Genomic DNA, 20,902 nt, shown 5'->3' with positions numbered 1-20,902 from the left:
GTCGGACTGCTGCGCTTTACGTCCGACACACCACCCCCTCCGGCCCGTCCCCTCCCGTGGGTGGTCATAAGACGGTGGGTGGGGGCTGGCCCCAGTGGTCCGCTGACGGTTGCTTGTTGAGGGCCGACGGCTACTCGTTCGAGGACGGTCGCCCATCAGTCCAGAGCCCGCAGGGACCCGGCAACCGTTGCCCCGTCTACGGGTTTTCATGACCCACAACGGGAGGGGACGGGTCGGAGGGGCAGGGGTGTGCCGGACGTAAAGCGAAGCAGTCCGGCACACCCCTGCCCCGGAGGCCCGTCACCGCACCCGACAGCCCCGCGCAGCGGACCGGCCCCGCGCAGCGGACCAACAACGCCCGCGCAGCGGGCCGGAACAGCCCCCGCGCAGCGGACCCGCGCCGCAGGCGCAAAAGGCGAACCCCTACGGCGGGAAAGCCGAAGACGTGGGGCGCGGCCCCGCCAGGGCTACGTGGGGCGCGGCCCCGCCAGGAACCGTTCGAGGGCAGTCACGACCAGTGCGTGGTCCTCGGCCTGGGGGAGGCCGGAGACCGCGATCACGCCGATGACGCCCGTGCCGCGTACCCGGATGGGGAACGCCCCGCCGTGCGCGGCGAAGCGGTCCGGGTCCAGGTGGGAGGACTCCTCGAACGTCCGGCCCTTGGCGCGGAAGCGGGCGCCGACCAGGAACGACGACTCCGCGTACCGTTCGACGACGGCGGACTTGCGGGCGATCCAGGCGTCGTTGTCGGCGGAGGTGCCCGGCAGTGCGCAGTGGAAGAGTCGCTGGGCGCCGCGCCGGATGCCGATGGTCACCGCGGCGCCCCGTTCCCGCGCCAGTCCGGCCAGCAGCGAACCCAGTTCCCAGGCGTCCTCGTTGCCGAACGCGTCGAAGACCAGGCGGCGTTCGTGCGCTTCCAGGGTGCGTATTTCGTCCTCGACGGCCGGGGCGTTCATGCGCCGTCCCCGATGCGGACCGTGCGGCCCTCGGCCGCCGACGTCCTGGCGGCCTCCAGGACCCGCAGCGCGGCCGCGGCCTCGGCGGCGGTCACCGGCGGCTCGCCGCCGTCCCGCAGGGCGCGGACGATCGCGGCGTAGTACGCGGGGTAGTCGCCCGGCAGCGTCGGCACCGGGTCGCCGCCGCCCATCCGCGGGGACGCCCCGGCGCCGAGCCGGCCCCAGCAGGCCCTCGGTTCCACGCCCCACTCCGCGTCCTCGTCGCCCGGGCGCCGGCCCTCGCGCAGCGCCGCCTCCTGCGGGTCCAGGCCGTGCTTGGTGTAGCCGGCCTTGTCGCCCAGTACCCGGAAGCGGGGGCCCAGCAGGGGTGCGGTGGCGCTCACCCAGAGGTGGGAGCGGACGCCGTTGGCATGGGTGACGGCGAGGAAGGTGTCGTCGTCGGCCTCGGCGCCCGGGCGGCGGACGTCGGACTCGGCGTAGACCGAGGCCGCCGGGCCGAAGAGGGTCAGCGCCTGGTCGACGAGGTGGCTGCCGAGGTCGTAGAGGAGTCCGCCCAGCTCGGCCGGGTCGCCGGACTCGCGCCAGCCGCCCTTGGGCTGCGGCCGCCAGCGTTCGAAGCGGGACTCGAAGCGCTGCACCGCGCCGAGCGCGCCGTCCGCGAGGAGTTGGCGGACGGTGCGGAAGTCGTTGTCCCAGCGGCGGTTCTGGAAGACCGAGAGCAGCAGGCCGCGGCGGTCGGCGAGCGCGGCGAGCTGTTCGGCCTCGGCGGCGGTGGCGGCCAGCGGCTTGTCGACGACGACCGCGGCGCCGGCCTCCAGGGCGGCGGTGGCGAGCGGTACGTGCGTCTTGTTCGGCGAGGCCAGCACGATCAGGTCGAGGTCGCCGGCGGCGGCCCGGTCCAGGACCTCCTGGGCGGTGGCCACCGTGCGGACCTGCGGGTGCTCGGCGCGGGCCAGGGCCTGCCGCTCGGGGCTGCCGGTCGAGACGGTGTCGAGCAGCAGCCCGTCGGTGGCGGCGATCAGCGGGGCGTGGAAGACCGAGCCCGCCAGGCCGTAACCGATCAGGCCGACGCGGAAGGGGGCGGTGCGGGTCGCGGTCGCGGCGGGGGCGCCGGGTGCTTCGGGGTCGCTCATGCCTTCCACTTTCGCAACGCTGTTGCCAAAGTGCAAGCAGTGCGGAGAATGGGAGGGTGAGCAGCAACGATTCCGATCACCCGGACGGCGGCGGCGAGCGGCGGGAGGGCGCGCCGGGGGCGTCGGCCGCCCCGGGGACCCCCGCCCCGCCCGGCGCCAACCTCCTTGCCCTGCGCGGGCACAACGCCGCCCTGGTGCTGGGGCTGCTGCGTACCGCGGGGGAGGAGGGCGCGAGCCGGCTGGAGCTGGCCGAGCGGACCGGGCTCACCCCGCAGGCGGTCAGCAAGATCACTGCACGGCTGCGCGCCGGCGGCCTGGTCGCCGAGGCCGGCCGCCGGGCCTCCACGGGCGGCAAGCCCCGTACCGTGCTGCGGCTCGTCCCCGGCGCCCGGCACGCCGTCGGCGTCCACCTCGACCGCGACGAGATCATCTGCGTCCTGGCCGACCTCACCGGCCGGCCGGTCGCCGTCCGCCGTGCGCCGCTGGACTTCGGCGCCGGTGCCGGGCCCGTCCTGGCCACCGTCGCCCGGGAGGTCGCGGCGCTGCGGCGGGCGGCGGGCGGACCGCAGGTGCTCGGCGCGGGCGTGGCCTGCCCGGGGCCCCTGGACCATGCGACCGGCGTCCTGCGCCAGGTCACCGGCGCCCCCCGGTGGGACGGCTTCCCGCTGCGGGACGCGCTCGCCGCCCGCCTCGGCCTGCCCGTCGTCCTCGACAAGGACACCAACGCGGCGGCCCTCGGCCTCGGTCGCACGCCCGAGGAGGACGGCGGCTCGTTCGCCTATCTCCACCTGGGGACGGGGCTCGGCGCCGGGCTCGTCCTCGACGGCGGCCTCTACCGCGGGCCGCACACCGGGGCGGGCGAGTTCGGCCACCAGGTGGTGCAGCTGGACGGGCCGCGGTGCGGCTGCGGGCGGCGCGGCTGCGTCGAGGCGCTGTGCCTGGCCGCGGTGGCCCGCGGCGACCTGCCGGCGGCGGCCCGGGTGCTGGGCGTGGCCGCGGCCAACCTCGTCGAACTGCTCGACATCGACCGGGTGCTGCTCGGCGGCCGCACCGTCCTGGCCCACCCGGAGGTGTTCCGGGACGGCGTGGCCCGGGTCCTGGCCGACCATGCGGCGCTGCGCGGCCGGCCGGGCGCGGCCTCCGGCGGCGGTCCCGGGGCCGCCGCCGCGATACCGGTGGCGCCGGCCCGCGGCGGCTCCCGCGCGGTCGCGGACGGCGCGGCGGAGCTGGTGCTGAAGGGGCTGTTCCGCTAGGGGTATGCCGTAGGGGGTGAACCCCCGTGTGTCCGGGGCGAGTTGGCGCCCGCCGTCGTGCCGCCGCGCCGTCCTGTCGGATGCGAGCCGGACGCATATCGGGTGCGTACTGGATGCGAGCCGGACGCATATCGGGTGTGAACCGGCCGGGTACCGGCCGGGTACCGGCCGCGTCCCTGCCGCGCCCGAGGGTCCCCGCGTCCGCCCGCCCGCCCTGATGCGAAGATCCCCGGGTGGAGTTCCCGTACGGCCAGGATCCTGGCGCACCCGTCCGGTCCGGCATTCCCGAGCACGGACGCATCCCCAAGTACTACGCGGCGAAGGTCGATCTCGCCGCCCTGCTGGAGGAGTTGGGCGAGGGCGAACCGCTGCCCGCCGAGCGCGAACTGGCCCTGCGCTTCGAGGTGTCCCGCGAGACGCTGCGCCAGGCGCTCCGGGAGCTGGTGCTGGAGGGGCGACTGCGCCGGATGGGGCGCGGCACGGTCGTCGCCGGGCCCAAGATGGAGCAGCCGCTCTCGCTCGCCAGCTACACCGAGGGCGTCCGCCGCCAGGGCCGCAGGCCCGGCCGGCACCTCGTCTCGCTGGACCGCTTCGCCGCTCCGCCGGTGCTCGCCCGCGATCTGGGGCTCTCCGCGGGCGACGCGGTGTGGCACATGGAGCGGGTGCTGCTCGCCGACGACGAGCGGGTCGGCCTGGAGAGCACCTATGTCGCGGTGTCCCGGGTCCCGGACCTGGCGGCCGGCTTCGAGCCGGACTCGTCCTTCTACGCCTACCTCCGCGAGCGGCTCGGCATCGCCTTCGGGGACGCGGACGAGCGCCTGGAGACGGTCCTGGCCACTCCGCGCGAGGCGCTGCTGATCGGCACGCCGGGCGCGCTGCCGATGCTCCTCATCCACCGGCTGTCCCGGGACACCGAGGGCCGTCCGCTGGAGCGGGTCCGCTCGCTCTACCGGGGCGACCGGTTCTCGTTCACCACGCATCTGGGCGGCGGTGGGGCGCGGGGGCGGACCGAGGGCCCGTAGGGGGGGCGGGGGAGGAGCCCGTAGGGGGTGGGTGGGCCCCTGGCCGATGTCTACCCGGTGGGCGGGGGCGGGCAGTTGGGGTTCAGGTCACGAAATGATAACGGGTCTAGGCCAAGTTTGAAGGCGTGTTAACCGTCCCGTCGCCGAACCGTCCCCTCCGGGTCACCCGCCGCCGCGACCGTCTGGGGCATGCGAGTCATAGTCGTCGGAGCCGGCGTGCTGGGAACCCTGCACGCCTGGCACGCAGTTGAACGAGGGCACGAGGTCCTGCACATCGAGCGGGAGGCCGAGGCCCGCGGCGCCTCGGTCCGCAACTTCGGACAGATCTGGGTCAGCGGCCGGGCCGGCGGCGAGGAGCTGGACACCGCGCTGCGCGCCCGCGAACTCTGGGAGGGCATCGGCGCCCGCGTCCCCGGCATCGGCTTCCGCGCCATCGGTTCGCTGACCGTCGTCCGCAACGACACCGAGCGCGCCGTCGCCGAGGCCGCGACCCGTCGCCCGGACGCCGCCGCCCGCGGCTACCGCCTCCTCGACGCCGCGCAGGCCCGCGCCCTCAACCCCGCCCTGCGCGGCGAGTTCACCGGCGCCCTGTGGTGCGAACGGGACGCCGCGGTGGAACCCCGGGTCGCCCAACGCGCCCTGAAGGACGCCCTGTCGGCGTCCGGCCGGTACACCTACCTCGGCGGACGGGAGGTCCGCGACGTGGTCGGCGAGCGCGCGGTCCGCGACGACCACGGCGCCACCCACCACGGCGACGCGGTGATCCTGTGCACCGGCGCCTGGCTCGGCGGGCTGGTCCGCGAGCTCGTCCCCGACCTGCCGGTGCGCCGGGTGCGCCTGCAGATGATGCAGACCGACCCGCTCGGCGAGGCGCTCACCACCTCCGTCGCCGACGCCGACAGCTTCCGCTACTACCCCGCCTACCGCGGCGACGCCCTGGACGCCCTCGACGCAGGCCAGGCGCAGACCCCGACCGCCGCCGCCCACAAGATGCAGCTGCTGATGGTCCAGCGCGCCGACGGCGGCCTGACCATCGGCGACACCCACGAGTACGAGACCCCGTTCGCCTTCGACACCGTCGAGGAGCCCTACGAGCACCTCACCGGCGTCGTCGAGGCGATCCTGGGCCGCCCGCTGCCCCGCATCCGCCACCGCTGGGCCGGCGTCTACGCCCAGTGCACCGACACTCCCCCTGGCTCCGCCGGGGGTGCCCCCAGCCGGGTCGTCCACCGCCAGCAGGTCCGCGATGGCGTCTGGCTGGTCACCGGGCCCGGCGGACGCGGTATGACCTGCTCCCCGGCCATCGCCGAGACCACCGCGAAAGCACTGGGATGGTGAGCCCGTTGACGCACCCCGACCACACCCCCGGCACCCGCCGCCCCGAGGACGTCCGGCTCGTCGTCCTCGACATGGCCGGCACCACCGTCGCCGACGGCGGCCTGGTCGAGCGGGCCTTCGACGCCGCCGCCCGCCACATGGGCGTCGAGCCCGGCAGCCCCGCGCACGCCGAGCAACTCGCCCACGTCCGCGCCACCATGGGCGAGTCCAAGATCTCCGTCTTCCGGCACCTGTTCGCCGCCCCCGACGGCGATCCGCACGCCACCGAGGAGGCCGCCCGGCGCGCCAACCGCGCCTTCGAGGCGGCCTACGGCGACCTCGTCGACGACGGCCGGATCGCCCCCGTCCCCGGCGCCCGCGCCGCGATCGAGGCCCTCCAGGCCGCCGGCCGCACCGTCGTCCTCACCACCGGCTTCGCCCGGGTCACCCAGGACGCCATCCTCGACGCGCTCGGCTGGCGCGACCTGGTCCGGCTCACCCTCTGCCCGGCCGACGCCGGCGGCCGCGGCCGCCCGTACCCGGACATGGTGCTGGCCGCCCTGCTCCGCACCGGCGCCGCCGCCGACGTCGCGCAGATCGCGGTGGCCGGCGACACCTCCTACGACATGATCGCCGGCCGCCGCAGCGGCGCGTCGGTGATCGCCGGGGTGCGCACCGGCGCCCACGACGCGGCCCGGCTGTCGGCCGCCGGCGCCACCCACGTCCTCGGCTCGGTCGCCGAACTGCCCGCCCTGCTGGGAGTGGTGTGAGATGCCCGCCCCCGCTCCCACGTCCCCCTCCGCCAAGGCCCCCGCCCCCGCGGCCGCGCCCGCCGCCCCGCCCCCGGCCTCCGGCATCCGCTTCGACCACGTCACCGTCGCCTACGGGCGGCACGGCGAGCACACCGTCCTGGACTCCCTCGACCTGACCGTCGAACCGGGCGAGGTGATGGCCCTGATCGGCCCGTCCGGCTCCGGCAAGACCACCGCGCTGCGGGCGGTCGCCGGTTTCGTCCGCCCGGCCTCCGGGCGGGTCCTGATCGGCGGCCGGGACGTGACCGACCTGCCGCCCCACAAGCGCGGCATCGGCATGGTCGTGCAGCAGTACGCGCTCTTCCCGCACATGAAGGTCGCCGAGAACGTCGCCTTCGGCCTGAAGGCGCAGAAGGTCCCGCGCGCCGAGATCCCCGGCCGGGTCGCCGAGGCCCTGGAGATGACCGGCATGGCCGCCTACGCCGGCCGGCACCCCCGGGAACTCTCCGGCGGCCAGCAGCAGCGGGTCGCCATCGCCCGCGCGCTCGCCATCCGCCCCGGCGTGCTGCTGCTGGACGAGCCGCTGTCCGCGCTCGACGCCCGGCTGCGCTCCGGCATGCTCACCGAACTCGCCCGGCTGCACCGCGAGTTGCCGGACGTCTCGATCCTCTACGTCACCCACGACCAGGTCGAGGCGCTGACCCTCGCCGACCGGATCGCCGTCCTGGAGTCGGCCCGGCTGCGCGAGTGCGGCACCCCGCACGCGCTCTACCGCAGCCCGCGCACCGCGTTCACCGCGTCGTTCGTCGGGACCGCCAACCTCCTGCCGGTCACCGTGCGCGGCGCCGGCGGCGTGGAGTTCGCCGGCCGCCCGCTGGCCGTCGGCACCGGGGACGCCACCCCGGGCGCCACCGCCACGCTCTGCGTCCGCCCGCACCTCCTCGGCCTCGGCGCGGGCCCCGACCCGGACGGCAACACCCTGCGCGGCACCCTCACCGAGGTCCAGTGGCGCGGCGCCACCCACCGCCTGTACGTCGAGGTGGCCGGCCACCGCGTGCTGGCCGACGTGCGGGAGCTGCGCGAGACCCCGCCGCCGGGCACCGAACTCGCCCTGCACTTCGCCCCGCAGGACGCGGTCCTCGTCCCGGCGGGCCTCCGGGCGGACGCCCCGGCAGGCGTCCCGACCGGCACCCCGGCGGACGGCCCGGACGGCGGGGCACACCATGCCTGACCGCTCCCCGACGGCCGCCGGGCCGCGCCGCCCCCGGACCGCCGCCCTGTGGGCCCTGCCGCCCGTCGCCGCCCTCGCGCTGGTCTTCCTCTACCCGCTCGCCCTGGTGGCCCGCCAGTCCGTCACCCCGGAGAACGGCGGCGGACCGTCCACCGCCCCGTACACCGCCGTGCTGGCCACCGCCTCCTTCCGGGACGCGCTGGCCAACACCGTGCTGATCGCGGTCGGCGCCACCCTCGGCGCGCTCCTCCTCGGCCTGCTGCTCTCGCTGGTCATCGCCTTCGTCCCGTTCCCCGGCGGCCGGGCGCTGGCCCGCTTCGTCGACGTCTTCCTGGCCTTCCCGTCCTTCCTGATCACCCTCGCCCTGCTGTTCCTCTACGGCACCGCCGGTATCGCCAACGGACTGTGGACGGACGTCACCGGCGCCGCCCACGGGCCGCTGGACTTCCTGCACACCCCCTGGGGCGTGCTGCTGGCCGAGGTCACCTACTTCACGCCGTTCGTGATGCGCCCGCTGCTCGCCGCGTTCACGCAGGTGGAGACCGCGCAACTGGAGGTCGCCGGATCGCTGGGCGCCGGTCCGTGGCGGATCGTGCGGACGGTGATCCTGCCCGAGGCACTGCCCTCACTCGCCGCCGGCGGTGCCCTGGTCCTGGTGCTGTGCCTGAACGAGTTCGGGATCGTGCTGTTCACCGGCGCCAAGGACGTCGTCACGCTGCCGGTGCTCGTCTACTCCAAGGCGATCCTCGACGGCGACTACACCGGCGCCTGCGTCGTCGCGGTCGTCGACATCGCCCTGTCGGCCGCCCTCTACGCCCTCTACCGCACGGTGACGGCCCGCACCACCACCCGCCGCCGGCCCGCCCCGGCCGCGCCCGCAGCCGTCTCCACCGCGGACGCCCCCGCCCCGACCCCCGTCCCCGCCCTCGCCGCAGGAGGCGCCGACCGTGCTCGTCCATAGCGCCGCCGCCCGCCGCACCGTCCAGGCGGTGTTCCTCCTCCTCTTCGTCCCGGTCTTCGCCCTGCCCCTGCTGGTGATCCTCGCCGCCTCCCTCGCCGACGGCTGGAGCGGCGCCCTCCCCTCCGGCCCGACCCTGACGCACTATCAGGACATCGCCCAGGGCGACGCCCTGACCGCCCTGACCACCAGCGTCCTCACCGCCCTCGCCGCCAGTGCCGCGGCCCTGGCCGCCGGCACCTGGGCCGCCCTGGCCGCCGAGAAGCTCGGCCGGCGCGGCCGCCGGCTCCTCGACGCCCTCTTCCTCCTGCCGGTCGCCGTCCCCTCCGTCGTCGTCGGCCTCGCCCTCCTCGTCGCCTTCTCCCGGCCCCCGTTCCTCCTCAACGGCACCCCGCAGATCGTGATCATCGCCCACACCGTGCTGGTCACCGCCTTCGCCTACCAGTCCGTGACCGCCGCACTCGCCCGCCTCGACCCGGCGTACGAACAGAGCGCCGCCGGCCTCGGCGCCCGCCCCGCGTACGTCCTGTGGCGGGTCAAACTCCCCCTGCTGCTGCCGTCGTTGACCGCGGCCGCGGGCCTGTGCTTCGCCCTCTCCATGGGCGAGCTGAGCGCCACGATGATGCTCTACCCGCCCGACTGGACGCCGCTGCCGGTCCAGATCTTCGCCGCCACCGACCGCGGCGCCCTCTTCACCGGCGCCGCACTCGCCGTGGCCCTCATGGCCACCACCCTCCTCGTCCTGTTCGGCGTCTCCCGCGTCCGCACCAGGGCCACCTACCGCTGACCCCCGCGCCGCCCGCCCGTCCCCCAGGAGCACCCGCCATGCCCAGCCGCCCGCACCGCCTCCTCACCGCCGGCGCCGCCGTCGCCCTCCTCGCCGCCACCGGCACCGCCTGCGGCGCCTCCGCCGCCGACCCGCACGCCAAGGAGATCACCGTCTACAGCGCCGACGGCCTCAAGAGCGAGAAGGGCGACGGCTTCTACGACAAGGTCTTCGAGGACTTCCAGCGGCAGACCGGCATCAAGGTCGACTACGTGGAGTCCGGCTCCGGCGCCGCCGTCCAGCGCCTGGCCCGGGAACGCGCCAACACCAAGGCCGACGTCCTGGTCACCCTGCCGCCCTTCATCCAACAGGCCGACGGCAAGGGCCTGCTGGACACCTACCGCCCCCAGGGCTCCGACCAGGTCGCCGCCGCCGACAAGGACCCGGGCGGCAAGTGGGTCTCCGTCGTCGACAACTACTTCTGCTTCATCTACAACAAGAAGGAGCTGAAGCAGCCCCCGGCCACCTGGCAGGACCTCACCGACCACCGCTTCGCCGGCAAGCTGCAGTACTCCACCCCCGGCGTCGCCGGCGACGGCACCGCCGTCCTCGTCAAGGCCCTGCACGACTTCGGCGGCCAGGGCCCGGCCATGGCCTTCCTCAAGAAGCTCCAGGCCAACAACGTCGGCCCGTCCTCCTCCACCGGCCAGCTCGCCCCCAAGACCGACAAGGGCGAACTCCTGGTCGCCAACGGCGACGTCCAGATGAACTACGCCAACATGAAGACCATGCCCGACCAGGGCATCTTCTTCCCCGCCGGCAAGCCCGGCACCCGCCCCACCACCTTCGCCCTCCCCTACGCCGCCGGCCTGGTCAAGAACGCCCCGCACGCCGCCAACGCCAGGAAGTTCCTCGACTACCTCCTCAGCAAGCCCGTCCAGGAACAGGTCTCCGCCGTCGGCGGCGGCTTCGCCTCCCGCACGGACGTCAAGGCCACCGACCCCAACGCCACCGCCCTCGCCAGGATCATGACCGGCGTCGACGTCTTCCGGCCCGACTGGAACGACATCGACAAGAACCTCGACACCTACATCGGCGCCTGGAAGGCCGCGACCGGAAGCTGACCGCCACCGACCGGGACCGGCGGGCCACCGCTGACTTAGGCTGGGCCCGTCGGCCGCCCCGCGAGGGCACGGCCGACGGCCTGGCCAAGCGGCCGGCCCTGGTCGACACGCACCGCAGGAGTGGCAGTGGCAGAGCGCAAGCCGATCGAGTCCTGGCTCACCGACATGGACGGAGTCCTCATGCACGAGGGCGTGCCGGTCCCCGGCGCGGACGCCTTCATCAAGCGGCTCCGCGAGTCGGGCAAGCCCTTCCTCGTCCTGACCAACAACTCCATCTACACCCCCCGCGACCTGCACGCCCGCCTCGCCCGCATCGGCCTGGACGTCCCCTGGGAGTCGATCTGGACCTCGGCGCTGGCCACCGCGCAGTTCCTCGACGACCAGCGGCCCGGCGGCACCGCCTACGTCATCGGCGAGGCCGGCCTGACCACCGCCCTGCACGACATCGGCTACATCCTCACCGACCACGCCCCCGACTACGTCGTCCTCGGAGAGACCCGCACCTACAGCTTCGAGGCGCTCACCAAGGCCATCCGGCTGATCAACGACGGCGCCCGCTTCATCGCCACCAACCCCGACGAGACCGGCCCGTCGCGGGAGGGCGCGCTGCCCGCCACCGGATCGGTGGCCGCACTGATCACCAAGGCCACCGGCGTCGAGCCGTACTTCGTCGGCAAGCCCAACCCGCTGATGATGCGCCACGCGCTCAACGCCATCGGCGCCCACTCCGAGACCTCCGCCATGATCGGCGACCGGATGGACACCGACGTGGTCGCCGGCCTGGAGGCGGGCATGCGGACCTTCCTCGTCCTCACCGGCCTCACCCGCCCCGAGGACGTCGAGCGCCACCCCTTCCGCCCCTCCCGCGTCGTCGACTCCATCGCGGACCTCGTCGACCTGGTCTGACCCGTGGTGCGGGGCCGCCCCGCCCACCCGAACGGCGCAGCCCCGCCCCGCCCCGGATGCGCCCGGCGGCGGGTCGGCGGACCTTCGGAGGTAACCGGAGGTACACCATGCACTCACCGCAGCTCACACTCTGTGCCGCCCTCGCGGCGTGCGCGGTGACGACGGCACCCGCGTACGCCGCCGCCGACGGACACGGCACCCGCCCCGCCCCGGCCGCCTCCCACGGCCCGGTCGGCCACGTCCCGACGACCGCCCACGTCCCGGCTGCCCACGTCGCGATCGCCCTCGGCCAGGCCGGCCCCGGCGCGGCCCGCCCCGCGCCGGCCGGCCTCGGCGCCGGCCGGGTCGCGGACCCGGCCGGGACCGCACCCGCGGTGCGCCTGGCGCCCGCCCCGGTCGCCCGGTCCCGCCTCACCCCCGACCGCGTCACCGCCCGCCGCGAACTGAGCAGCACCTCCGCCGTCGCCCTCGTCCTGGCGGGCGGTGCGGTCCTGGTCATCGCCGGCCAGCTGCTCCGCCTCAGGCTCCGGCTCCGCCGCGAACGCCAGGGGAGCGGCGGTGCCGACGACGAGTGAACGGACGGCGGCGGCCCCGGAGCATGCCGTGGGGGAGAACACGCCGGGGGAGGACTTCACGGGGAAGGGTGTCACGGGGAAGGACTTCACGGGGAACGGCACCACAGGGGAGGGGCCGCGGCGCCCCGCTTCTTCGACGCCCGCCGGCCCCCGCCTCCTGGTGGGCATCGCCGGCGCCGCGCTGCTGGTGGTGTGCTGGCTCTGCGGCGGCGGCCCCGACCTGCCGGACGGTGGCCCGGCACGGCTCCCGGTGACCGGCGACGCCGCCGCCGTCGGCCGCCCCCTGCCCATGCGTCCGCGCCGCGTCCCGCAACCCCGGTGGACCGCGGCGCCGTACCGCAGCACGCGTACCGCAACACGACTGAGGCCCCCCGCAATGCGAGGGGCCTCAGTCCTACGTGCGCCGCCAGGGACTCGAACCCCGGACCCGCTGATTAAGAGTCAGCTGCTCTAACCAACTGAGCTAGCGGCGCGCGCTGACGAAGAAAACTCTACACGAACTCCGGGGGTGCTCCGTACCCACGAATACGCCCCCCACGCCCCAGGCGCCTGTGACCCCCGTCACCGACCTGGCCGACGCCGCCCCGGACGCCGCCCGCCAGGCCGTCGCCCAGCGCGCACCGACCGGCGCCCACCGACCGGCGCCTGTCGGTCGGTGGGCGCCGACCCACTGCCCCGGTCACTGCCCGTTGGTCTCGCCTCCTCCGGCAACCGGGCGCTGCCCACTGATCAGCGATAACGGGGCGCTGCCCGCCGGCCCGGCCCGCCGGCCCGGCCCGCCCTCGGGCCAACCCGTCCTCCTTTACCGCATCACAAGGGCGGCCGGCCCGGGGCGAAGGCCCTGTGACATCGGGACCTTCGCCTACGGGCGCGCCCACACCGGTCTGTGAAGATCGACTGCGGGGCAACGGTCGCGGGGCAACGACTGCGGCGCGGGGCCCCGCCGCCCGCCGTGAGCCGGTCGCCCCGTCAGCATGCGGTGTCGGCCGCCCGTTGAGAGGCTGGGCTCAGCGCCGGGGCACGGCGGGTCCGCGCCGGGGCGCGGACCCCACGAGCAGTCGGCCCGGAGGTGAACGGGAATGACGGTCCCGGGAAGCGCCGCCCATGCCGCCGTGAACCCCGCCCGCCGACCGGCCTGGGCAACCGTCGGCCGACGAGCCTGGACAGCAGCCCGACGACCAGCCCCGACGACGGTCCGGCGGCCGGCCCGGATGACGGCCCGACAGCCGCGCCCGCCGGTGGCCCACAGATCATGGCGTCCATCACTACTGCGCCCTCGCCTGCAACCCCATCCCGCGAGCCGACGTCTGCTAGGACGCGAGCCCCGAACCGGGGCCCCGGGACTCGCCCCTCTTCGGAAAGGTTGATCGTCGTGGTGTCGACAGCCAAGCGCACCCTTGAGATGCAGCTCCTCCTCGGGCCGGACGAAACGGTTCCGGTGGCCGGCCGGTTCAGCTACCGCAGCGACCGCCCCTACGAGGTCGAGGTTGCGTTCCTCAGCCGCGGCGAGACCGTGGCCACCTGGCTGTTCGCCCGCGAACTGCTGCTCCGCGGGCTGTGCGGGGAGGCCGGGGAAGGGGATGTGCGGGTGCGGCCCACCGGCCGTGCGGGCACCGCGCGCCATGTGCACATCGAACTCGCCACCGACGCCGGCGTCTGCGAACTGGCGGTGCGCGCCGCCGAGCTCACCGCCTGGCTGGAGCAGACCGCGGCGATCGTCCCGCCCGGCCACGAGGCCCGCTATCTCGATATGGACGCCCACCTGGCCCGCCTGCTGGCGGGGAAGTGCTGATGACTCCCACTCCCATGACGACGACGCCCGACACCCGCCTCGCCATACGCACGAGCGCCGCCGCCGGCACGGGCGGGCCGGTCGCCACCGCGACCGCCGACCCGGCCGTCCGCATCCCGGCGCAGGCCGGCCCGCCCGGCGCCGCCGACGCCGCGCCCGCCTGCGTCGACGGCGACGGCTCCGGCGCCCCGGCCGCGCACGACCCCTGTGCGCACGGCTTCCTCCCGGAGCGGCCTCCCGTCCGCTCCATGATCGGCACCTGGACCCGGCTGGACGCCATGGCCCGCGAGGCGGCCGTCGCGACCGGCCGCGGGGCCGCCGCCGAGATCGTCGACCGCGCCGACCGCGCCGAGGAGTTGACCGCACTGCGGCAGCGCGTCTCCCGCCTCTCGCCGCGCAACGCGGAGGCCGCCGCGATGCGCGTCGCGGTCATCGCGGTGTCCTGCGGCTGGGGCGCCCTCGACCCGCAGGCGCCGGCCGCCCGAGAGGTCGCCAACGAGGCGTTCCTGGAGCTCTGGGCGGCCATCGCGCACCGCATCGACCACGACCAGTTCGTCGCCCTGCCCACCCTCGCGCTCCACAACTGGGCCCCGGAACGCAAGCCCCGCCGCCACATCCCCATCGACCAGCTGGCCCGCACCGAACAGCTGGTGCCGATCGTGCGCTGGGCCCCGGAGGGTCAGCCGCTCAGCCGCCTGGACCGGCTGATGCTCGCCGCCACCCGGCTGGAGGCGCACGGCATCTGGCTCTTCCGCCTCGCCGACACCCTGGCCGGCCGCGCCCCCGACGACTCGTCCACCCCGACGGCGCTGCGCCGCCTGGTCCGCATCCAGCACGCCCTCCGCGCCCAACTCCACTCCGAGGCGGCGGAGCTGGCGATCGCGCCCGTCAACGACCAGCAGCGCGCGGTACTCGGCGCACTCGCCGAGCAGGGCGCCCTGGAACCGCCGGTCCTCCAGGCCGCGGACGCCGTCCTGGGTATCAGCGGACGCCGCCTCGGCGAGGGCCGCCGCCAGCATCTGCGCCGGCACCTCCCGGCCCAGCACCGCGCCTGGCTCAGCGCCATGGACCGGCACTGCGCCCCCGTCCGCACCCTCGCCCACCGCGGCGGCCCCGACGCCGCCGTCTACCGCGAGGCCCAGGAATCCCTCATCGCCCTGCGCCGCACCTACACCGCCCTCGTCCAAACCGCCGCCGCCCCCACCCCGGACCCTCTCCCCGAAGCGGCCTGACCCCGACCGCCGCCCGGCCCTGAGCGATGCCGGTCCCCGAGGTGAGGAGAGGAGGCCCCCGCCTCCCCGGACCCAGGGACGGGCCCCTCGCGAACCCGCTACCGCCGTTCTCGCCTTCCTCAGCGGCCTCAACATCCACCTCGTCATCCACCTCGTCATCCGCCTCGCCTCCCTCATCGTTCTCCCCGTTCTCCCCGTTCTTCCTGTTCTCCCTGATCGCGTCGATCTCTCGGTCGCTCGTGCTCGCGGCCTCTCGATCTCGTCGTTAAGAACGCTACGGACGGCGGGAGTCGGCGGCGTCACACCACGGGTTGGTCTTCCGCCGGGGCGAAAGGGTCCAGGGATGGGCCCGGGGATGGGGCCAGGGATGGACCCACGGTTTGACGAGCCCGCCGCCACCTCACCTCACCCACCCCTCCAAAGAACTGACGTAACGTCAGTTAACTTCCGCCGCCATGGTGGACGACAACATCCGCAGCGGCAGCCCGCTCGCCCGCGACGCCTGTACCGTCGCCGAGCTCGTCCAGGCGCAGTGGGGCGACCACCGCATCGCCCTGAAGTGCCCGGAGATGGCGCTCACCCACCACCAGGTCGCCGGCGCGGCCGCCGCGCGGGCCGCCCTTCTCGGGGAGCTGCTGCCGCGCGGCGCCGAGCCGCACATCGGGGTGCTGCTCGACAACGTCCCGGAGTTCCCGCTGCGGCTGGGCGCCGAGGCGCTCGCCGGGGTCGCCGTCGCCGGCATCAACCCCACTCGCCGCGGTCCGGAGCTGCTCCGCGACATCGCCCACACCGACTGCGCTGCTGATCACGGAGCGGACCCAGGTCCCGCTGCTGGCCGGCCTCGACCTGCCGCTCCCGCCCGAGCGCGTACTGATCACCGACGACCGCGCCTACCAGGAGCTGCTCGCCCCGTACGCGGACGCGCGGCCGGTGGACGTCGCCGCCGCCGCGCCCGCCGAGCCCCGGCCCGCCGACGCCCGTCCGGCCCCGCCCCGTGCCGCTACCGCCGCTTCACGGCCGGCGACCGCTCGGCCCTCCTGGCCCGCTACCGCGAGCACGACCGGGAGCACCTCCTGGAGCGCTGACGCCCCACGCGCCGCCGGGACGCACCCGGACCCCACGTACGCCGAAGGCCCTCACCGGAGTGAGGGCCTTCGACCGTCTGTGCGCCGCCAGGGACTCGAACCCCGGACCCGCTGATTAAGAGTCAGCTGCTCTAACCAACTGAGCTAGCGGCGCCTGCTGACGAAAGAAATACTACCTGGTCGAGAGGGGTGCTCATGACCACCCTCGTGATCATGCCCGGACGGACCCCGCCCGGGGCCGCTCCCGCCCTCAGATCGCCAGCGACAGCAGGACCGGCGCGGCCTTGCGGTTGAGGGTGTCGGCGGCCTGCCGCAGGCGGTGGGCGTGCTCCAGCGGCATGGACAGGGCCAGGCAGCCGACCGTCTTGCCGGCGGTGATCGGGACGGCGGCGCAGACCGTGCCGACCGCGTACTCCTGGAGGTCCAGGACGGGGACGGTCGGCGGCTGGCTGTCGAGCTTGTGGAACAGCACCTTCTCGTTGGTGATCGTCCGGGAGGTGAGCCGGGCGGTCTTGTGGCGTGAGAGGTGGTCCATCCGCCCGTCGTGGTCGAGCTGGGCCAGCAGGCACTTGCCGACGGCGCTGGCGTGCGCCGTGCGGCGGAACTCGGCCCACTCGTTGACCTTGGGCGCCAGTGGCCCGTCGGCGTAGTGGAGGATCTTCACCTCGCCGTCGATGTACCGGCTGATGTAGACCGCCGCTCCGACCGAGTCGCGCAGCTGGTCCAGCGTGCGCTGCAGCTTGTCGCGCAGGGCGCGGCCGCGGTCGGCGCCGGATCCCAGCAGGAGCAGCGACTCGCCGACGACGTACGCGCCGTCGGAGAGCTGTTGCGCGTAGCCTTCGCGGCGCAGCATCGACAGCAGCTGCGTGAGGTGGGCTGCCGGGAGGCCGGTCTCGCGGGCGACCTGTGCGTCGGTCACGCCGTTGGCGTGCCGGGAGATCGTCTCGAGTACGCGCAGGGCGTGCTGCACCGAATGGAACGGCGCGGTCGGCTCGGGCTTCAGCGCCACGGTGTCCCCCTAGGAGGTTGGTACCGCTTGCGTCGTGACCGTCGTGGCGGGCACGACCGCGTGGAACGCGGACCGCTTCCGGACAACGGGCTCGTATCACGATAGCGGTCAACCGGCCCCGATGGAGGGGGTCTTGACCGAAAACCGGATTGGTTCACGCGTCTGTGCAGGCGCCCTGCACTCTGGCATATGCCCAGGTCATGAGCTGGTCGGGAAAGTTCCCCCGGACCGGCGGCAACGGCGTACGGAAGGCGCGCGGCCGACCGGCTGGCGGCGGGGGTTGACGGCCGTTGGTGACGTGCGGAGTTGACGCGCCATCGGGTCTTTGTCCGGGGCCCGTACGCCCCGTTCTTCCATCTGCTGCTCGATTTTCCGTCTGAGGGGCGTATGCCTCATCCGCCACGTTCATCACACCCGCCGCAGCGGTCGCAGATGTCTCAAAATCCGCGGTGGGCGGGCCCCGGCACCTCGCCACCAGGAAGGCGGGCAGGCGGGCGGGGAGTGCCGGAGCGCGCACCACGTGCCGCGCTCCCGCACGCCCCGGGCGGCCCCGCCGGGACCGCGGCCCGCCGCGCCGCCTACAGCACCGCGCTCAGGAACTCCCGGGTCCGCTCGTGCTCCGGGGCGGTGAAGATCTGCTCCGGCGGGCCGAACTCGATGACCCGCCCCGCGTCGAACATCATCACGCAGTCGGAGATGTCCCGGGCGAAGTTCATCTCGTGCGTGACGCAGAGCATGGTGATGTCCGTGCTGTGCGCGATGTCCCGCAGCAGGTCCAGGACGCCGGCCACCAGCTCCGGGTCGAGGGCCGAGGTCACCTCGTCCAGCAGCAGCACCTGCGGGCGCATGGCCAGCGCCCGGGCGATGGCGACCCGCTGCTGCTGGCCGCCGGAGAGCTGCGTGGGGTACTTGTCGAGGTGGGCGGTGAGGCCCACCAGGTCCAGCAGCTCGCGGGCGCGGTGCTCGGCCTCGTCCTTGTCCAGGCCGAGGACGTGCACCGGGGCCTCGGTGATGTTCCGCAGCACCTTCATGTTGGGGAAGAGGTTGAACTGCTGGAAGACCATTCCGATGTTCTTGCGGATCTCCCGGCTGTGGCGGTCGCTCGCCGGGACGAGCCTGCCGCCCTTCTCCTCGTGGGTCAGATACCGGTCGCCCAGCCTGATGGTGCCCTCGTCCGGTTTGAGCAGCGTCATCATCAGCCGCAGGATCGTGGTCTTGCCGGAACCCGACGGGCCGATCAGCGTGACGTGCTTGCCCGGATAGACCTTCATGTCGAGTGCATCCAGGACGGTGTGCGCACCGAACCGCTTGGTGACCGCCTCGAAGCGGATCAGCTCGGTCTCCCCGGAGGACCCGGGCTCGCCGGCGGTGGGCGGGGTGTTCGGGGTGCTGTGGTCAGCGGACAAGGCGGCGCTCCAGGGCTCGCAGGAGAAGAGAAGCGGGGTAGGCGATGGCGATGAAGGCGACTCCGACGACCGTGTACGGCTCGACGGTCTGGAAGGTCTGGGAGGAGAACTGCCGGGCCTGGCCCAGCATCTCCAGCACGCCGATGGCGAAGAGCATCGGCGAGTCCTTCAGCATCGCGATGACGTAGTTGCCGAGCGCGGGCACCACCCGGCGGATCGCCTGCGGCAGGATCACCGCCGTCCAGGTGCGGCGGCGCGGCAGGCTGAGCGCGATCGCCGCCTCCCACTGGCCGGCCGGCACGCCGTCGATACCGGCGCGGTAGACCTCGGCGGTGTACGTCGAGTAGTGCAGGCCCAGCCCGATCACACCGGTGACCAGGGCGCTGAGCGTGATGCCCCACTCGGGCATCACATAGAACAGGAAGAACAGCTGCACCAGCAGCGGGGTGTTGCGCACGAACTCGGTGATCACGGTCACCGGCCAGCGCACCACCTTCAGGGACGAGCGCTGCGCCAGCGCCCACACCAGGCCGAGCGCGAAGGCGATCAGCGAGCCCAGCACCAGGGCCTGCAGCGTGACCAGCACGCCCTTCCAGAACGTCGGCAGAAAGGCGCCGACCGCGGACCAGTCGAACTTCATCGGGCCTCACCTTCCGCGGGAGCGGCGGCACCGGTGACCGCCGGACCGGTGACGGGGCCCGGCCGCGGCCGCAGCCGCAGCGGCGACCGCCCGGCCGGCGCCTGCCCGACGCCCGCCTTGGCGTGCCGCTCCACCGCCCGCATCCCGCGGGTCAGGACGAACGCCAGGACGAAGTACATCACCAGGATGATCGTGTAGACGGGGGCGCTCTGCGCGGTGGCGTTGCGCACCAGGGAGGCGCCGAAGGCGATGTCGCCGACGCCCAGGATCGACACCAGCGCGGTGCCCTTGAGCAGCTCGATCAGCAGGTTGTTGAACGGCGGGACCATGCCCGGCCACGCCTGCGGCAGGACGACCTTCCGCAGCTGCTGGGCCGGCGAGAAGCTCAGCGCGATGCCGGCCTCGCGCTGGCCCGGCGGCACCGCGGCGATCGCGCCCCGCACGACCTCGGAACCGTACGCGCCGTACGTCAGACCCAGCGTCAGCACCGCGGCCCACATCGGGACCAGCTGCCAGCCGAACCCCATGGGCAGCACGAAGAACATCCAGAACATCAGGATCAGCGCGGAGGTCCCGCGGAAGATCTCGAAATAGGCCCCGGACAGGAACCGCACGATCCACCGCCGGTGGGTGCGCGCGAGCCCGATGCCGAAGGCCACGACGGCGGCCAGCGCCGCGCTGTAGACGGTCAGCTGGACGGTGACCCACACGCCCTTGAGGAGGAGTTCCCACAGGCCCCAGGTGATGTCAGTCATGGCCGGCACTTCTCCTTGGCGGTGATCTTCGTCATCTGCTGCGTGGTGAAGCCGAAGGGCCGCATGAGGTCCAGGAGTTCCCCGGAGCGCTTCATCTTGTGCAGCTCGCGGTTGAACGCGTCGCGCAGATTGGTCTCCGGAGTCCGGAACGCGAAGCCGCCGACGTCGATCACCGGCTTCCCGTCCACGTACGGGGTGACCTCCGGTGTCGCCTCCGCCCGGGTCGTCCGCGACTGGCGGACGACGTTCCGCACCGTCACCGCGGTGCCGACGAAGACGTCCACCCGCCCCTGCTCGACCGCCAGCAGCCCCGCCAACTGGTCGGGCAGCGTGGTCATTCCCCTGACCCCCGCCGCCTTGGCGTAGTCGATCTCGGCGTAGCCGACACCGGTCGCCATCCGCGCCCCGGTCCGGGCGATGTCCTTGTAGGTGCGCAGCTTCAGCGGATTGCCCTTGCGGACGATGAAGGCGTCCAGCATCTGGTACTCGGGATCGGCGAAGATCACCTGTGCGCAGCGCTCGGGGTTGATGTACATCCCGGCCGCGACCACGTCGAACTGCTGGGAGTTCAGCCCCACGATCAGCGACCCGAAGTCGGTGGGGAAGGGCTCGACGCGCGGGACGCCGAGCCGCTTGAAGATCACCCGGGCGATGGTGGGCGCCGAACCGGTCATCTTGCCGTCGGTGCCGATGTAGCCGTACGGCTGCTCGCCGGCCACGCCGAGGGTGACCGAGCCCTTCCTGCGCAGCCGCTCCAGCAACTGCCCGCCGCCCGCCGCCTCCGTGGTCGGGACCCGGCTGCAGCCGCTCGCCGCGCCGATCGCACCCGCTGCGCCGAGCGCCGCCACCCCCGCGAGCAGCGACCGGCGGCGAAGGCCACTGGTCCGATGTCCGGTTATCTCGGGTCTCCGGGTGGTGAGTCGTATGCGGTGTGGTCCTTGATTGTCTGAGGCCGTGCTCTGTGGTGGAGCCATGGGCGCGCGGCTACCC

At 74.1% G+C, this 20,902-nt stretch carries 19 protein-coding genes, 2 tRNA genes and 1 pseudogene; 13 read left to right on the top strand and 9 right to left on the bottom strand.

Features of this window, described 5'->3' with window-relative positions:
- Positions 1-467 precede the first annotated feature (467 nt).
- Both K2224_RS02040 and K2224_RS02035 read right to left on the bottom strand, forming a co-directional pair.
- Positions 468-956 carry a heme-degrading domain-containing protein gene (locus K2224_RS02040; protein WP_221904932.1) on the bottom strand — a complete coding sequence of 163 codons (489 nt, stop codon included), beginning with the start codon at positions 954-956 and terminating at the stop codon, positions 468-470.
- Positions 953-2,089, bottom strand: a complete 1,137-nt coding sequence (locus K2224_RS02035; protein ID WP_221904931.1) for a Gfo/Idh/MocA family oxidoreductase — start codon at positions 2,087-2,089, stop codon at positions 953-955. Before K2224_RS02035 ends, K2224_RS02040 begins: the two co-directional genes overlap by 4 nt.
- A gap of 56 nt (positions 2,090-2,145) precedes the next feature.
- Here K2224_RS02035 and K2224_RS02030 point away from each other — a divergent pair, with 56 nt between their 5' ends.
- The 10 genes from K2224_RS02030 (at position 2,146) to K2224_RS01985 (ending at position 11,993) form a co-directional block, all read left to right on the top strand.
- Entirely contained in the window at positions 2,146-3,342 is a 1,197-nt protein-coding gene (locus tag K2224_RS02030; RefSeq protein WP_221904930.1) for an ROK family transcriptional regulator, read from the top strand.
- Positions 3,343-3,575: 233 nt separating this feature from the next.
- Positions 3,576-4,364 (top strand): GntR family transcriptional regulator, encoded by a 789-nt coding sequence (locus tag K2224_RS02025; RefSeq protein WP_221904929.1) that lies wholly within the window; start codon positions 3,576-3,578, stop codon positions 4,362-4,364.
- A 189-nt stretch (positions 4,365-4,553) separates the two neighbouring features.
- Positions 4,554-5,702, top strand: coding sequence for a TIGR03364 family FAD-dependent oxidoreductase (locus K2224_RS02020; protein ID WP_221904928.1), 1,149 nt, complete (start codon positions 4,554-4,556; stop codon positions 5,700-5,702).
- Entirely contained in the window at positions 5,696-6,451 is a 756-nt protein-coding gene (locus K2224_RS02015; RefSeq protein WP_221904927.1) for a phosphonatase-like hydrolase, read from the top strand. The genes K2224_RS02020 and K2224_RS02015 overlap by 7 nt, the downstream gene beginning before the upstream one ends.
- A gap of 1 nt (position 6,452) precedes the next feature.
- Positions 6,453-7,664, top strand: a complete 1,212-nt coding sequence (locus K2224_RS02010) for an ABC transporter ATP-binding protein (RefSeq protein ID WP_221904926.1) — start codon at positions 6,453-6,455, stop codon at positions 7,662-7,664.
- On the top strand, positions 7,657-8,625 hold the full coding sequence (locus K2224_RS02005) for a 2-aminoethylphosphonate ABC transporter permease subunit (protein WP_221904925.1): 969 nt from the start codon (positions 7,657-7,659) through the stop codon (positions 8,623-8,625). The genes K2224_RS02010 and K2224_RS02005 overlap by 8 nt, the downstream gene beginning before the upstream one ends.
- A complete protein-coding gene (locus tag K2224_RS02000) occupies positions 8,612-9,409 on the top strand; it encodes an ABC transporter permease (protein WP_221904924.1) in 798 nt (265 codons plus the stop codon). Before K2224_RS02005 ends, K2224_RS02000 begins: the two co-directional genes overlap by 14 nt.
- A gap of 38 nt (positions 9,410-9,447) precedes the next feature.
- Positions 9,448-10,512: a 2-aminoethylphosphonate ABC transporter substrate-binding protein gene (locus K2224_RS01995; RefSeq protein ID WP_221904923.1), complete on the top strand. Its 1,065-nt coding sequence runs from the start codon at positions 9,448-9,450 to the stop codon at positions 10,510-10,512.
- 126 nt (positions 10,513-10,638) lie between these two features.
- Entirely contained in the window at positions 10,639-11,418 is a 780-nt protein-coding gene (locus K2224_RS01990) for an HAD-IIA family hydrolase (RefSeq protein ID WP_221904922.1), read from the top strand.
- 107 nt (positions 11,419-11,525) lie between these two features.
- A complete protein-coding gene (locus K2224_RS01985; protein WP_221904921.1) occupies positions 11,526-11,993 on the top strand; it encodes a hypothetical protein in 468 nt (155 codons plus the stop codon).
- Between the two features lie 399 nt (positions 11,994-12,392).
- On the opposite strand, the gene K2224_RS01980 is transcribed toward K2224_RS01985, so the two are convergent.
- A tRNA-Lys gene (locus tag K2224_RS01980) sits at positions 12,393-12,466 on the bottom strand.
- Between the two features lie 899 nt (positions 12,467-13,365).
- Between K2224_RS01980 and K2224_RS01975 the strand changes: the two genes are divergently transcribed.
- The 3 genes and pseudogenes from K2224_RS01975 to K2224_RS01965 form a co-directional block, all read left to right on the top strand.
- A complete protein-coding gene (locus tag K2224_RS01975; RefSeq protein ID WP_260692301.1) occupies positions 13,366-13,785 on the top strand; it encodes an SsgA family sporulation/cell division regulator in 420 nt (139 codons plus the stop codon).
- Complete coding sequence (locus tag K2224_RS01970) at positions 13,785-15,017, top strand: hypothetical protein (RefSeq protein ID WP_260692300.1); 1,233 nt, start codon at positions 13,785-13,787, stop codon at positions 15,015-15,017. The genes K2224_RS01975 and K2224_RS01970 overlap by 1 nt, the downstream gene beginning before the upstream one ends.
- Positions 15,018-15,472: 455 nt before the next feature.
- Positions 15,473-15,977, top strand: a pseudogene (locus K2224_RS01965) (AMP-binding protein); the annotation flags it as partial.
- A 205-nt stretch (positions 15,978-16,182) separates the two neighbouring features.
- Here K2224_RS01965 and K2224_RS01960 read toward each other — a convergent pair.
- From K2224_RS01960 to ehuB, 6 genes are all read right to left on the bottom strand, one after another.
- A tRNA-Lys gene (locus tag K2224_RS01960) sits at positions 16,183-16,256 on the bottom strand.
- A 96-nt stretch (positions 16,257-16,352) separates the two neighbouring features.
- Positions 16,353-17,111, bottom strand: coding sequence for an IclR family transcriptional regulator (locus K2224_RS01955; protein ID WP_221904920.1), 759 nt, complete (start codon positions 17,109-17,111; stop codon positions 16,353-16,355).
- A 578-nt stretch (positions 17,112-17,689) separates the two neighbouring features.
- Positions 17,690-18,517, bottom strand: coding sequence for an ectoine/hydroxyectoine ABC transporter ATP-binding protein EhuA (gene ehuA, locus K2224_RS01950; protein ID WP_398199072.1), 828 nt, complete (start codon positions 18,515-18,517; stop codon positions 17,690-17,692).
- Positions 18,507-19,157 carry an ectoine/hydroxyectoine ABC transporter permease subunit EhuD gene (ehuD, locus tag K2224_RS01945; RefSeq protein WP_221904919.1) on the bottom strand — a complete coding sequence of 217 codons (651 nt, stop codon included), beginning with the start codon at positions 19,155-19,157 and terminating at the stop codon, positions 18,507-18,509. Before ehuD ends, ehuA begins: the two co-directional genes overlap by 11 nt.
- Positions 19,154-19,912 (bottom strand): ectoine/hydroxyectoine ABC transporter permease subunit EhuC, encoded by a 759-nt coding sequence (gene ehuC, locus K2224_RS01940; protein WP_260692299.1) that lies wholly within the window; start codon positions 19,910-19,912, stop codon positions 19,154-19,156. The genes ehuD and ehuC overlap by 4 nt, the downstream gene beginning before the upstream one ends.
- On the bottom strand, positions 19,909-20,760 hold the full coding sequence (gene ehuB / locus K2224_RS01935) for an ectoine/hydroxyectoine ABC transporter substrate-binding protein EhuB (RefSeq protein WP_260692298.1): 852 nt from the start codon (positions 20,758-20,760) through the stop codon (positions 19,909-19,911). The genes ehuC and ehuB overlap by 4 nt, the downstream gene beginning before the upstream one ends.
- Positions 20,761-20,902 lie beyond the last annotated feature (142 nt).

It is taken from the genome of Streptomyces sp. BHT-5-2 (genome assembly GCF_019774615.1).
Lineage (GTDB): Bacteria > Actinomycetota > Actinomycetes > Streptomycetales > Streptomycetaceae > Streptomyces.
Note: the sequence above shows the minus strand (reverse complement) of the source record. Positions and strands in the feature narration are given on the sequence as shown.